Consider the following 12,859-nt stretch of genomic DNA (forward strand, 5'->3'; position numbering starts at 1 on the left):
CCGTTCGTCCTTCGCCGTCACGAAGGCCGCTACGGCGGAATCATAGACGTTGACGATCGTTCATAACTATCGTGACGTGTGGAAACGAATTTATGACATCACACGTAATTCGCGTTCCACGCCTCAATGAGCACGTCACTGTCGAGCGACGTTCAGCGCGCCTTTCTGCGCTATCAGCACGTCTTCGTGTTCCTCGCCCCGCTCCTGTTCGTCGCGGGGGTGTACGCCTTCGCGCCGACGCCCCCCGACGCCGGGGTCGGCTACTGGACCGAGTACTGGTGGCTGTTCCTGGCGTTCGCCACCGGCGCCACCGTCGTCAACACCGTCGGAATAAGCGGGTCGGCGCTGTTCGTGCCGTTCCTCATCTTCGTCTTCCCGCTGGTCGCGTATCCCCTGGAGCCGACGACGCTGGTACAGATCGGGCTCATCAGCGAGTCGTTCGGCCTGTCGAGCTCGTCGCTCGCGTTCATCCAGTACGGGCTCGTCGACCGGCGTCTCTCGCTGTCGCTCGTGCTGGGGGGTATCCCCTTCGTGGTCGGCGGGGCGCTGCTCTCCTTCGTCATCCCCGAGCCCCTGTTCCACGCGCTGTTGGGGATCGCCCTGCTGGCGGCCGCGTACCTGCTTTTCAAGGCCAATCTGGCTCACGGCGACCCGACCGAAAGCGAGGCGGACGAGGAGGTCGCGACCGACGGCGGGTCGGCGCGGGACCTCCCCGACGACGAGAACAAGCTCGGGCCCGCGGGCGTCGACACCGACGACTCCGGCACCGTCACCCGCGTCGACCGCGACGGCGACGACTACACGTACTCCCGGGGCGGCTACCTCGAACGGTTCCTCAACTACAGCGTCGGCGGGGTGTTCCAGGGGCTCGCCGGCTTCGGCATCGGCGAGCTCGGGATCATCTCGATGCTCCGCACGCAGGTGCCGGTGCGCGTCGCCATCGGCACGAACCACATCGTCGTCGCGACGACGGCCGTGCTGGCCTCGGTGGTTCACGTGTTCGGCGGCGGACTGGTCGGCGGCCACGCGATCGACCTGGCGACGACGCCGTGGAACATGGTCGTCTGGACGGTCCCGGCGACGACGCTCGGCGGCCAGGTCGCGCCGTACGTCTCGACGGCGCTGGACACGGGGACGATCAAGGCGGGCGTGGGCGGGCTGTTCGCGGTCATCGCCGTCGCGCTGTTCGCGATGGCCGGCGGCGGGATCTGAGCCAACGGGATCGCTGACGCCGCGCTTTTGTGCGTTCGCGCCGCATCGACGGTATGCGCGCAGCCGTCTTCAACGGCCCCGGCGAGATCGGCGTCGAAGAGCGACCCCGCCCCGAGATCGAGGCCCCCACGGACGCGATCGTCCGCGTCACCCACACCGCGATCTGCGGCTCCGACCTCTGGTTCTACCGCGGCGACAGCGACCGCGACGCGGGCTCCCCGGTCGGCCACGAGCCGATGGGAATCGTCGAGGCGGTGGGCGACGACGTCACCGCCGTCGACCCGGGCGACCGCGTCCTCGCCCCCTTCGCCATCTCCTGTGGCGAGTGCGAGTTCTGCCGGAAGGGGCTCCACACGTCCTGCGAGAACGGCGACTCGTGGGGCGGCGACAACGGCGGCGGCCAGGGCGAGTACGTCCGCTCGACCCACGCCGACGGCACCCTCGTCCGCGTCCCAGACCGGCACGCCGACGACGAGGACACGCTCCGGTCGCTACTCCCGCTCACCGACGTCATGGGCACCGGCCATCACGCGGCCGTCAGCGCGGGCGTCGAGGAGGGGTCGACCGTGGCCGTCATCGGTGACGGCGCGGTCGGGCTCTGCGGCGTCCTCGCGGCCCGCCGGCTCGGCGCCGAGCGCATCGTCGCGGTCGGGCACCACGAGGACCGCCTCGAACTCGCCGCGGAGTTCGGCGCCACCGAGACCGTCTCCGAGCGCGGGGAGGCCGCGGTCGAGCGCATCCGAGAGCTCACCTACGGCGGGCCGAACCACGTGATGGAGTGCGTCGGCGCCGCGAGCGCGATGAACACCGCGATCGACGCCGTCCGTCCCGGCGGGACGATCGGGTACGTCGGCGTCCCCTACGGCGTCGAGGAGGCGGGACTCGACGTGTTCGGCATGTTCGGCCAGAACGTCACGCTCGCGGGCGGCGTCGCCCCCGTCCGCGCGTACGCCGACGAGCTGATGACGGACGTGCTCCAGGGGACGCTCGACCCCGCGCCGGTCTTCACCGAGACGGTCGGCCTCGACGACGTGGCCGAAGGGTACCGGATGATGGACGAGCGCGAGGCGATCAAGGTGCTGGTGAAGCCCCACGGCGACGCGTAACCGGCCGCGAGAACGCGTCTCCCGTTCGATTCGGCGTAACCTTTAGAAGCGTTCGTCCCTTGCTACTCGTTGTCATGTGCCACCACCACGACGAGGCGATGACCTGGGAGGAGGTCCAGGCGCGTCACCGGTCCGAGGAGGCGGACGAGCTCGACGACACCCCCGACGTCGACGCGGTCGACGAGCCGGCGGGCGAGACGGAGGAGACCGAGCCCCCGGCGGAGCCGCGCGCCCCGGCCGACGACTGACGCGGTCGGGCACGACCCCGCCTCGAACCCCGACGTTTCTTTCGTGCGTCGCCGGCCCCGAGCGACCGCCCCATCTCGGCCTCGTCCGACTCCCGAACCACAAATTTACAACTGCTTCTCATGTATCCCGGTCCGTGCCTCCCTCCGCCCGAACGGTCGCGATCATCGCCCTCCTCGTCGTCGGTCTCGGACTCAGCTTCGCCTTCCACGCGACGGCGGGCGACACGCAGATCACTTACGAGGCGACGGCCGTCGAACCCGGCGAGGACCCGGCCCCGGTCGCGGACGCGTCGCGCAACGTCACCGACCTCGACGAGCGGCTCGCCGACACCCCTGAGCGGTACAGGGAGCCGGTCCGGACCGCCGCCGCGACCGGATCGTTCGCGGGGTCGCTCTCGCCGGAGCTGTACACCGCGATCGGGGACGTGGAACCGCCGTACGTCGCGTACGACGGGACCTACTACGAGTGGTCGCTCTCGACGCGCGGCGAGACGACGAACGCGACGATCGAGATGCGGGAGACCGACCCCGAGACGGTGTTCGACGCCGTCGCGCGCCCGGTCGCCAACGCGTCGCCCGGCGTGCGGACCGCCATCGACGAGGGGACCGCGACGAACGCGACCATCCGGTCGGGACTGTACCGGCAGGACGGGGCGTACTACGCCGTCGCGGTCGAAAGCGAGGCGGCCGTCTTCGCGCAGGTCGCGAGCGCCGCCGTCGGCTTCGTCCTCACGCCGGTCGGCCGCGGGTACGTCGCGGTCGCGCTCGGCCTCCTCGCGTACCGCTACCGAGAGCCGACGCGCGACCGCCTCCTCACCCCGCGTCGAGCCGCCGCGGTCGCCGCGCTCGGGCTCCCGGTCGCGCTCGTCGGCACCGCCCTGTTCGAGAGCGGTTCGCTCTCCCGCTTCGTCACCGGCCCCGCGAGCGCGACCGTCGTCGCGTCGGGCGCCCTCGCCGGCGTGCTCGCCGCGCAGCGACGCTGGGCCTTGCTCGCCGGTGTGACGCTCGGGATCGGGCTCCTCGCCACGGCGGCGATCGCGGGCGCGCTCGGGGTCGTCGGGCTGGTCTTCGGGCCGCTCGCGGTGCTGTTCAGCGTCGTGACGGGCGCCGTTCCGTTCGGGTACGGGTACTGGTTCACACGGCCCGCCCCGAACGCGTAGGCGTGGGCAGGCTGCGGTGCCGGACTCGTGAGGCCGCGGGGGTGTGTCATCGATCGCGGCTCGACTCAGTCGCGGAGCAGGTAGCGGAACGCGCGCAGGTGGTTCGATCCGCTCTCGGTGACGGAAAGGTATTGATACTTGGAGTGTTCCTCGACCTCGAGGAACCCGCGGCTCTCAAGCGGCTCGACGACGTGCGTGTTGAGCCGCCGGTAGTACCCGCGTTTCGGGTTCTGAACCCCATCGGTGTCGTAGCGCTCGACGAAAGGGAGGCCTTCCCGGCGGCCGTAGTCGATGAGTTCTCTCTTGGTGACGGGCTGGTTCCGTTCGACGTACGCGAGGACGGCGACGCGTTCGGCGTTCGGCTCCTCGATCGGGTACTTCGGGAGTGTCTCCGGTGGCTTCGCGCCCGAGGCCACCGGTCGCTCCTCGCCGCCCGCGTACTCCTCCGCGTGGACGTAGTACGGGATCGCGCCGGTGACCATACAGGCGATCATCCCGCCGATCGCGGTCACCTTCGACCCCGACGCGAGGTTCACGTAGACGTTGTGGTCACGGAGACGGTTCGAGATCTCGGCGATCGTCCCGAGCGAACTGAAGAGATTGAAGATGTCGCACTCGACGGTCTCGGTCCGAATCCCTTCGTCTCGAACGCGTTGACGGGCCGTCTCGTGGTATGACGGTCGGTCGACGCCCTCTTTGTCGGCGTCGGGTTCGAGGAGGATCACCTCGTCGGCGTTCCCGTCGACGACCGGACGGACGATCCGGTCCAATTCGTATCCCAGCGGAACGATATGGACACGTTTCGGCACGTCGAGATCGTTCATATATCAGCTGATTATCGGGACGATATTGACGATTATGATCACATTGTCGTTTGTTTTGTCTGTGTCAGCGTAATTCATATCCGACCGAGGGCGTTGTATCCGATCGCCGACAAAGGTCCCCGCAGACGTGTGTTCTCCCCCTCTACCCGAACAACGCGGGTCGGCGTTCCGTCGGTCGCCCCGTTCGGCCCTCCCCCCCCGTCTCGGTGACCGCCGGTTTCGTCGCCTGAGACCTCGTCGGCGAACGCAGTATTCTTTTCACGGTCGTCCGGCCCACGTCCGACCTCGGCGACCCCGATCCGCCCTCCGGTTGCCACCGTGCCGAGTCCGCCAGATCGCGACGAGGACATGATGCGCTCGGCGGCCGACAGCGACGCTGCCGAGGTGTTCCTCGACTGGGGGACGCGGTGGCGCCGAACGGCAAGCCGGTCGCCCGCGAGCCGCTGGTCGCGGCCGCCCGTGATGGGGACTGGGGCGGCACGGTGTTGAGCTTCCGGAAGAACGGCATCGACACGCGGTGGTGGTACGAGGACCTGATCTCCGTCGGCGGCGAGGCAGGCGCACAGTGTCGATCGCGTCCCGGACCTCATTTCCGAACCGGCCGCGACCGATCAGAGCGACTCGATCAGCTCGACGACGTGGCCGTCGGGGTCCTTCACGAAGGCGACCCGCGCGCCGGCCTCCGGGTGGTCGGTCGGCGCCTCCACGACGCCGTGGTGATCGACGTCCTCGAACGCCGCGTCCACGTCGTCGACGCCGACGGCGACGTGGTCGTAGCGGTCGCCGTCCGCGCTCGGCGCCTCCCCGGGCGTGTCCGACAGCTGGAACTCGACGCCGTTGCCGTCCGCGACGTACACGTTGCGCGTGTCGCCGTCCGCGACCGTGAACTCCCAGGAGCGCTCGAACCCGAGCTCGTCGACGTACCAGTCGGCGGCCCGGTCGGCGTCCGCCACGTTCAGGCAGGTGTGGAGAATCTCCATGCGTCGGCGTCGCGCGGCAGCGGCATAAATGCCCGACCGTCGTCTCGCCGGCCCCGCGTCGTTACGGGCGAGTCGTCGGTTCGCTGACCCCCGCGCAGCCGACGCCCCATCCTCGCCGATTCGCCCGAGCAATCTTGTCGCTCGCGCTCGTACGCCCCGCATGGACCGCAACGCGGTGCGCCGCGCGTGGGACGAGGTCGCGGAGACGTACGCCGCCCGCCGCGACCCCGACGGCTCGGACGCGGCGCTGATCGACGACCTGCGCGACGCCCTCGCGGACGACCCCGAGACCGACTCCGCCGCCGATCCGTCCGTCCTCGACGTGGGCTGCGGCGACGGCGCCCGCACGCTCGCGAACCTGCCGCCGGGCAGCGTCGGACTCGACGTCTCCCGGCGCGGGCTCGAGCTCGCGGCCGAGACGGTGCCCGACGCCCGCCTCGTCCACGGCGAGATGTCCGCGCTCCCGTTCGCGGCCGACCGCTTCGACGCGGTCACGGCGTACCACGCGGTGTTTCACGTCGAGCGCGAGCGCCACCCCGAGGTGTACGACGAGTTCGCCCGCGTCCTCCGCCCGGGTGGCCGGGTTCTCATGACCCTCCCGAGCGGCCGGTTCGAGACGGTTCGCCGCGGCTGGATGGGCGGGGAGATGTTCTTCTCCGCGCCCGGCCGCGAGCGCACGCTCGACCAGCTCCGGGCGGCGGGGTTCACCGACGTCGAGACGCGGACCGCGACCGACCCCCTCGGGAGTAGTACCGAGTTCGCGTTCGCGAGGCTGGCGGGCGAGGGCAAAGAGGACCGAACGCAGCCGTGACCGACCCCGACGAGGTCCCCCACGACGTGCGGGCGAGCCTCGACCAACTGCTCGCGGAGGCGCAGGCGGCCGCCGAGCGCGGCGACGCCGACACCGCGCGCGCCCTGCTCGACACCGCGGAGACGGTGGCGACGAACAAGCTCCCACCCGGCGAGCGGCGTGACCGGGTCCGGTGGGGCTGTGCGGCCGCGCGCGACGCCCTCCCGAACGGCGACCTCGCGGCCGCGTACGCGGCGGCGGCCGCCGATGTCGTCGGCGAGCCGAACCCCTGACTTTTGATCCCCGAGCGCCTCCCCTCACGTATGCGCGTCGCCTCCCTCCTCCCCTCCGCCACGGAGACGCTGTTCGCGCTCGGCGTCGAGCCGGTCGGCGTGTCGCACAGCGACGACCACCCGCCCGCGGCCCGCGACCTGCCGACGCTGACGAGCACGGTCGTCGACCACGCCGACCGCTCCGCGGCCGACATCGACGAGCAGATGCGCGAGGTCGACGGCGCCGTCTACGACCTCGACGAGGATCGGCTCGCCGCCCTCGACCCCGACCTGCTCGTCACGCAGGCGACCTGCGACATCTGCGCGGTCGACGCGAGCGAGGTCCGCGCGGCCGCCGCGCGCCTCGACCCCGTGCCCGACGTGCTCGCCTTGGACCCCCACTCGTTCGGGGACGCGCTCGACGACGTGGAACGCATCGGCGCCGCGGTCGGCGCGGAGGCGGCGGCGAGCGACCTCCGGGCCGACCTCCGTGAGCGCGTCGACGCGGTCCGCGAGCGCGCCGAGCGGGCGGTCGCCGACGCGGGCCGGCCCCGCGTCGCCGTCCTCGACTGGACGGAGCCGCCGATCCGGGCGGGCCACTGGGTGCGCGACATGGTCGAACTCGCGGGCGGCGACCCCGCGTTCCAGCCGGACGGCCCCTCCGAGCCGGTGGCGTGGGAGGACCTGCGGGCACACGACCCGGAGGCGCTCGTCGTCGCGCCCTGCGGGTTCGACCGCGACCGCGCCGTCGACGCGGTCGACGACCTCGCGGCACGGCCCGGGTCCGACGAGATCGCGGCGGTCGCGGAGGGTCGCGTCTACGCCGTCGACGGCAACGGGCTGTTCAACCGACCGAGCCACCGGCTCGTCGACTCGCTGGAGGCGCTGTTCGCGTGTCTCCATCCCGATCACGCCGCGACCGAGCCGGGCGACCGCGAACGGATCGCGCGCGTCGACGCGGCGACGCCCTCGGTGCGCGCCGACGGCGGGTGACGTCGACGCGGCGTCGGGCCTCTCCCGTGGAGAACACCGTCCGGGGGCGCGAATCCACACGTCGACGCCGATTCCCGTCCGCCACTCACTCCCGGGGCGGCTCCCAGTCGAGGTCGGGGTCGAACAGCTCCTCGATGTGGCAGTCGAAGAACCGCGCGAGCTTGAACGCGAGCTCGACGGAGGGGTCGTAGCGGTCCCGCTCGATGGCGTTGACCGTCTGTCGGGACACCTCCAGCGCGGCCGCGAGGTCGCCCTGACTGAGCCCCGCCGCCTCCCGGCGCTCGCGGACGTCGTTTCTCATGCGTACCGCCGGGCGAGGTATGCGAGCCCGAAGACGCCGAAGGTGGTCGCGACGCCGAACAGCGCCCCGTCGACGACCGGCGGGACGGTCAGCCGGCCCGTCTGCTCCAGGGCGGCGGCCGCCGGTGCCCCGACGATGAGCGCGCCGCCGACCACGCGCAGGGCGTCGTAGCTGGCGCGGCGCTCCAGGGCGCAGTCGCGCTCGTCGAACAGCGTCATCGGCGCCGCCCGCCGGACCGCGAAGAAGCCGACGACCCCCAGCCAGTAGACGCCGACGGCGACCAGCGGGAAGCCGGCGGCGTCGGCGGTCAACAGGCCGGCGACGCCGCCGAGCAGCGACCCCGTCGACAGCCGGCGGTAGCGAGTCCGGGCCGCGAGCCAGTCCTCGCTCGACGGCCCGGTGGCGTCAGCAGGCACCGGCACCGCCTCCGTCGACGACCCCGACCAGCCGCTCGGCGAGCACCCACAGCACCAGCGCGGCGGTCAGCACCACCGCGTGGGCGACGGCGCCGTCCGAGACGGGCAGCAGGCCGGCGAAGTACACCAGCCAGGGGCCGCCCAGCGCGAGTCCGGCGACGACGGTGCGGACCCATCCGGGGACGCTCAACAGCGGATCGGCCGCGGCGAACCGCCGCTCGGCGTACGCTCCGACGGCGAACAGCACCAGTATGTAGCCGAGCGCGACGGCGGTGACGGGCTCTATCATGCGGGCTCACCTCCCTGACCGGCCGCGGGCGCGAGGACCCGGACCGGGCGTGACGGTCTGTCGGTCATGGCGTGGCGCACGCGGTGTCAACCGCGCTTTACAGTAAAACACTCTTTACACCCACTCACTTAAAATTGGCGGCGAACTCTCTCTACGCCGTCGGCGCTACGGGGCCGTGACGGACGGGCGGACTCGCCCGGCAGATCAGGTTTCGGACCGGTCGCGGAGCCCCGACAGCGTCTCCGCCGCGCGCAGATCTGCGACGGTACAGTACCACGCGCCGCGCACGCCGTTCAGGTCGTTCTCGACGGGGCGCTCCAGCGGCACGAGGTCGTCGAACGCGAAGACGATCACGACGCGCTCCTCGGAGAACGGGTCGATGAGCGCCTCCCAGTCGGCTTCGGCCATCGGTCCCGGCTCGCCTCGGGTCTGTTCGGTCCGGTCGACGACGCGGGCGTAGTGCGTGACCGCGGACGCCGGCGCGGTCCGATAGAAGGCCATGTAGTCGAAGGCAGCGCGGGTGCGGTCGTACGACCGCGGCGCGGGGTAGAAGCCGTCGCGGCAGCGCTCGAAGGTGTCCGGCCGGGTCGCGACGACGCAGACGCGGGCGTCGCCGGGCGCGTCGTCGCAGGGGGCGTCCGCGGCGAAGCGGTCGAGGTCCACGCCGGGGGTCGCCGGCGAGCGCGGATATATCCGCCGCCGGCCCGTACGGCGGGCGATGGCACGGAGCGCGACGAGCGCGCGCGGCGGTCCCCGCGAGCGCGACGAGACGGACGCGGCACGCGGCGCGGAATCGCCCGACGATCAGCCCGGCCCGCCGGCCCTCGCGGTCGAGGGGCTCACCAAGCGGTTCGGTGACGGCGACGACGCCGTGGTCGCGGTCGACGACGTGAGCCTCAGGGTCGAGCGCGGGTCGGTCGTGGGTCTGCTCGGGCCGAACGGCGCGGGCAAGACGACGCTGATCAAGTGCGCGCTGGGGATCGTCATCCCCGACGCGGGGTCGGTGCGGGTGTTCGGCACCGACGTGCGCGACGGTCGCCGGGCGGCCTACGCGGACGTGGACGCGATGCTGGAGGGCGCGCGAAACGACTACTGGCGGCTCACGGTCCGGGAGAACCTCCGGTACTTCGCGACGATCGGCGGCGTCGACCCCGACTCGGTGGCGGCGCGCCACGACCGGCTACTCGACCGCCTCGACCTGGCCGACAAGGCCGACACGCCGGTTCGCGACCTCTCGCGTGGCATGAAACAGAAGGTGTCGCTCGCGAGCGTGCTGGCGGGCGGCGCCGAGCTGGTCTTCCTCGACGAGCCGACGCTCGGGCTCGACGTCGAGAGCGCGCGGACGCTGCGGGCGGAGCTGCGCCGGCTCGCCGCCGAGGAGGGGCTCACCATCGTCGTCAGCAGCCACGACATGACGACGATCGAGGCGGTCTGCGACCGCGTCGTGATGCTGTCGAACGGTCGGATCGTCGCGGACGACACCGTCGAGGCGCTGCTGGGCGCCGCCGCGAGCGACGCGGTGCGCGTGGCGAGCCCGGACCTGGACGCGGAGACGGTCGACGGGCTCCGCGAGCGGTTCGAAATCGTCGGGGTCGACCGCGAGGCGACCCCGCCCGCGGTGACGGTGGCCGCCGGGGGCGACCGACTGTACGAGCTGACGGACGCGCTCCGCGCGGCCGGCGTCACCGTCTCCGACATCCGGACGGTCCAGCCGGACCTCGAGGACGTGTTCCTCGAACGCACCGGCACCGTTCCCGACGCCGCCGGCGCCGGGCTCGGAGGTGAGTCCTCGTGAGCGGGGGCGGGCGGCCCCCGGACGCGTCCCCGACCGCCGGTCCCGCGACCGGCGACGAGCCCGCGACCGGCGACGAGCCCGCGACCGGCGACGAACCTGCGACCGGCGACGAACCCGCGACCGGCGACGAACCCGCGACCGGCGACGAGCCCCGGCCGGCCACCTACTACCACTTGGCGCGGGCGGTCCTCTATCGGGAGTTCCTCATTTTCGTGCGGTACCCGGCCAACGCGATCGGGGGGATCGTGGTGTCGCTGTTCTTTTTCGCCGCACTGTTCCTCGGCGGCCAGCTGCTCGCGGGGCAGGCGCTCGCCGACTCGATCGAGGGGATCGTCGTCGGCTACTTCCTGTGGACGCTGGCGGTGGGCGCGTACTCGTCGGTGTCGAACGACATCGGTAGCGAGGTGCAGTGGGGCACCCTCGAACGCCACATCACCACGCCGTTCGGCTTCGCGCCCGTCGCGCTGCTGAAGGGGGTCGCGAAGGTGGTGCGGACGTTCCTCACGAGCGCGGTGATCCTCGCGGTGATGCTCCTCGCGACCGGGACGCGGCTCAGCCTCGCGCCGGTGACGGTGGTCGTCGTCGCCGGCCTGTCGATCGTCTCGGTGCTCGGCCTCGGCTTCGCCGCGGGCGGCGTGACGGTGCTGTACAAGCGGATCGGCAACTGGCTCAACCTGCTCCAGTTCGGCTTCGTCGGACTGATCTCCGCGCCCGTCTTCGACCTGCCGTGGACGCGCGTGCTTCCCCTGGCGCACGGCAGCGCCATGCTCCAGCGCGTGATGGTCGACGGCGTGCGGCTGTGGGAGTTCCCGCTCGCGGACCTGGCGCTGCTCGTCGCGGTCGCGGTCGGCTACCTGCTCGGCGGCTACCTCGTCTTCCAGTACGCGACGGGGCGGGCGCGGCGGCTCGGCGTGCTCGGCGACTACTGACCGACGGGTCGGCGTCGACGTGCGCGGCCTCGACGCGGGCCCGACGACACGCGCGTCACGCCGACGCCGTCGACTCCGACTCGTCGCCGCGTGGCAGTCCGAACTCGACTTCGATCCGCACCGTCTCGTAGGGGACGTACGGCCGCTTCGCGCGGCCGTCCGCCTCGAAGTGGACGATCTCGTAGTCGGCCAACAGCGACAGGTCGTCGTGGACGACGTGGACGTCGCGGTCGAGCCGGTCCGCCAGCGCGCGGATGCTCTCGGGCGGGCGCTCCATGACGGCTTCTAAGAGCTCCATCCGGCGGTCCGTGAGCAACTGGCGGAGCCGCGCACGGTCCTCGAAGTTGACCACGTGCGGGACCGCCTCGCCGTCCTCCCAGCGCTCGGCGCGCTCGATCGCTGCCGCCTGTGCCTGTTCTGCCGGCAGCGACGTGATTCGGAGCGTCGAGGGGTACTCGGCATCGTTCGGGTCAGGAGTAAATTCGTCGTGGGTGGGGTGGGTGTCAGTTGGTTCGTCGGTCATGGATGTCGTTCACCTCGGCTTGGAAGTCGGTGATCAGGTCGGCGAGACCGGTGAAGTCCAGTTTGGTGACTTCTCCCGTGTGCGTGTGCCGACGATGTCGCCCGATGTCTCGGTGGTGCGGCGCGTTGTCGTAGCGGAGGAGCGTGTCGCCGTCATCGTCCATGTACTGGAGGCTGTACTTCACCCCCTCCGGGTACTCCTCGTTTTCCGGGACCCGCCACGCGACCATCTCGTACCGGCTGCCGTCCGGTTTCTCCGACGCCTCCCGATACACGACCGTGGCAGGCATCGGCTTTGTACGTTGTGGTACGACCACAACTGTGTTACCGCTTTTCGTTGTGTTTCAAGTACAACAAATTGGCATTGGTCCCGATTCATAACCGAACCCGGACGACGCCGTCTGTCGGGGTTCCTATCGATCCTCGTCCGGCTCCGCGGCGAGCGCCTCGTCGCGGAGTTCGCGGCAGCGCTCGCCCGTGATCTCGAGTTCGGGGACGGGCGTCGGGTTCCCCTCGGCGTCGACGGCGACAAACACGAAGTACGACTCCGTGGTGAGCTCGCGCTCGCCCGTGCGCGGCGACTCGCGGTACGCGCGGATCCGCGTCCGGAGGCTCGTGCGCCCGACCGCGTACACGTACGACTCGATGACGCAGGTGTCGCCCTGCGGGACCGGCCGCTTGAAGTCGAGCCCGTTGATCTTGGCCGTGACACAGGTCTCGCCGGCGGCGCGCATCGCGGACATCGCGCCGATCTCGTCCATCCACTTGACGACGTTCCCCCCGTGCGCGGAGGCGTAGTTGTTCGTGTGGGTGGGCTGAACGCGCTGGCGGTTCTCGATGTACGTCTCGCTGACGCTGGGCATGGTCGCCCGTGGCGCGGCCGCGGGAAAAACACCGGTCCCGAACGCCCTCCGACGGAGGTCCGACGCCTCCGCCGCGCTTGCTTCACGACCCCCGCCGCGCGAGCAAATTATCATGTCGTGTAATTTGGCCTTTACTCCTAAGTAGGGCAGTTCGCTCCG

At 71.2% G+C, this 12,859-nt stretch carries 18 protein-coding genes; 9 read left to right on the forward strand and 9 right to left on the reverse strand.

Annotation, left to right across the window (positions count from 1 at the left end; translation table 11 throughout):
• Positions 1-126: 126 nt before the first annotated feature.
• The 4 genes from BM286_RS06320 to BM286_RS06330 all read left to right on the forward strand — a co-directional run bounded on the left by BM286_RS06320 (position 127) and on the right by BM286_RS06330 (position 3,726).
• The gene (locus BM286_RS06320) at positions 127-1,212 is read left to right on the forward strand and encodes a sulfite exporter TauE/SafE family protein (protein WP_092920738.1); all 1,086 of its coding nucleotides are present in this window, start codon (positions 127-129) and stop codon (positions 1,210-1,212) included.
• Positions 1,213-1,265: 53 nt separating this feature from the next.
• On the forward strand, positions 1,266-2,318 hold the full coding sequence (locus BM286_RS06325) for a zinc-dependent alcohol dehydrogenase family protein (protein WP_092920739.1): 1,053 nt from the start codon (positions 1,266-1,268) through the stop codon (positions 2,316-2,318).
• Positions 2,319-2,392: 74 nt separating this feature from the next.
• Positions 2,393-2,566 (forward strand): hypothetical protein, encoded by a 174-nt coding sequence (locus tag BM286_RS15520; RefSeq protein WP_167603338.1) that lies wholly within the window; start codon positions 2,393-2,395, stop codon positions 2,564-2,566.
• 134 nt (positions 2,567-2,700) lie between these two features.
• Entirely contained in the window at positions 2,701-3,726 is a 1,026-nt protein-coding gene (locus tag BM286_RS06330) for a hypothetical protein (protein WP_092920740.1), read from the forward strand.
• A 65-nt stretch (positions 3,727-3,791) separates the two neighbouring features.
• Here BM286_RS06330 and BM286_RS06335 read toward each other — a convergent pair whose 3' ends face one another.
• Positions 3,792-4,550: an HFX_2341 family transcriptional regulator domain-containing protein gene (locus BM286_RS06335; RefSeq protein WP_092920741.1), complete on the reverse strand. Its 759-nt coding sequence runs from the start codon at positions 4,548-4,550 to the stop codon at positions 3,792-3,794.
• Positions 4,551-5,161: 611 nt separating this feature from the next.
• Positions 5,162-5,530 carry a VOC family protein gene (locus BM286_RS06345; RefSeq protein WP_092920742.1) on the reverse strand — a complete coding sequence of 123 codons (369 nt, stop codon included), beginning with the start codon at positions 5,528-5,530 and terminating at the stop codon, positions 5,162-5,164.
• Between the two features lie 160 nt (positions 5,531-5,690).
• Here BM286_RS06345 and BM286_RS06350 point away from each other — a divergent pair, with 160 nt between their 5' ends.
• The 3 genes from BM286_RS06350 to BM286_RS06360 are packed head-to-tail and all read left to right on the forward strand — an operon-like array spanning position 5,691 to position 7,585.
• The gene (locus BM286_RS06350; RefSeq protein WP_092920743.1) at positions 5,691-6,341 is read left to right on the forward strand and encodes a class I SAM-dependent methyltransferase; all 651 of its coding nucleotides are present in this window, start codon (positions 5,691-5,693) and stop codon (positions 6,339-6,341) included.
• Positions 6,338-6,613 (forward strand): hypothetical protein, encoded by a 276-nt coding sequence (locus tag BM286_RS06355; protein WP_092920744.1) that lies wholly within the window; start codon positions 6,338-6,340, stop codon positions 6,611-6,613. Before BM286_RS06350 ends, BM286_RS06355 begins: the two co-directional genes overlap by 4 nt.
• A 30-nt stretch (positions 6,614-6,643) precedes the next feature.
• Positions 6,644-7,585 carry an ABC transporter substrate-binding protein gene (locus tag BM286_RS06360; protein ID WP_092920745.1) on the forward strand — a complete coding sequence of 314 codons (942 nt, stop codon included), beginning with the start codon at positions 6,644-6,646 and terminating at the stop codon, positions 7,583-7,585.
• A gap of 85 nt (positions 7,586-7,670) precedes the next feature.
• Here the strand turns inward: BM286_RS06360 and BM286_RS06365 are convergent, their stop codons facing one another.
• The 4 genes from BM286_RS06365 to BM286_RS06380 all read right to left on the reverse strand — a co-directional run bounded on the left by BM286_RS06365 (position 7,671) and on the right by BM286_RS06380 (position 9,254).
• A complete protein-coding gene (locus tag BM286_RS06365; protein ID WP_092920746.1) occupies positions 7,671-7,886 on the reverse strand; it encodes a helix-turn-helix transcriptional regulator in 216 nt (71 codons plus the stop codon).
• Entirely contained in the window at positions 7,883-8,302 is a 420-nt protein-coding gene (locus tag BM286_RS06370; protein ID WP_092921320.1) for a hypothetical protein, read from the reverse strand. Before BM286_RS06370 ends, BM286_RS06365 begins: the two co-directional genes overlap by 4 nt.
• Entirely contained in the window at positions 8,292-8,591 is a 300-nt protein-coding gene (locus tag BM286_RS06375; RefSeq protein ID WP_092920747.1) for a hypothetical protein, read from the reverse strand. The genes BM286_RS06370 and BM286_RS06375 overlap by 11 nt, the downstream gene beginning before the upstream one ends.
• 204 nt (positions 8,592-8,795) lie before the next feature.
• Positions 8,796-9,254: a hypothetical protein gene (locus BM286_RS06380; RefSeq protein WP_092920748.1), complete on the reverse strand. Its 459-nt coding sequence runs from the start codon at positions 9,252-9,254 to the stop codon at positions 8,796-8,798.
• A gap of 55 nt (positions 9,255-9,309) precedes the next feature.
• Between BM286_RS06380 and BM286_RS06385 the strand changes: the two genes are divergently transcribed.
• On the forward strand, positions 9,310-10,386 hold the full coding sequence (locus BM286_RS06385) for an ABC transporter ATP-binding protein (RefSeq protein ID WP_092920749.1): 1,077 nt from the start codon (positions 9,310-9,312) through the stop codon (positions 10,384-10,386).
• Positions 10,383-11,315, forward strand: coding sequence for an ABC transporter permease (locus BM286_RS06390; RefSeq protein WP_245779330.1), 933 nt, complete (start codon positions 10,383-10,385; stop codon positions 11,313-11,315). The genes BM286_RS06385 and BM286_RS06390 overlap by 4 nt, the downstream gene beginning before the upstream one ends.
• A 55-nt stretch (positions 11,316-11,370) precedes the next feature.
• Here BM286_RS06390 and BM286_RS06395 read toward each other — a convergent pair whose 3' ends face one another.
• From BM286_RS06395 to BM286_RS06405, 3 genes are all read right to left on the reverse strand, one after another.
• Positions 11,371-11,838, reverse strand: coding sequence for an HVO_A0114 family putative DNA-binding protein (locus tag BM286_RS06395; protein WP_092920750.1), 468 nt, complete (start codon positions 11,836-11,838; stop codon positions 11,371-11,373).
• On the reverse strand, positions 11,819-12,127 hold the full coding sequence (locus tag BM286_RS06400) for a toxin-antitoxin system TumE family protein (protein WP_092920751.1): 309 nt from the start codon (positions 12,125-12,127) through the stop codon (positions 11,819-11,821). Before BM286_RS06400 ends, BM286_RS06395 begins: the two co-directional genes overlap by 20 nt.
• A gap of 123 nt (positions 12,128-12,250) precedes the next feature.
• A complete protein-coding gene (locus BM286_RS06405) occupies positions 12,251-12,700 on the reverse strand; it encodes an acyl-CoA thioesterase (RefSeq protein WP_092920752.1) in 450 nt (149 codons plus the stop codon).
• Positions 12,701-12,859: the final 159 nt, after the last annotated feature.

Source organism: Halorubrum sodomense, from assembly GCF_900111935.1.
In the GTDB taxonomy this organism is placed as follows: Archaea; Halobacteriota; Halobacteria; order Halobacteriales; family Haloferacaceae; genus Halorubrum; species Halorubrum sodomense.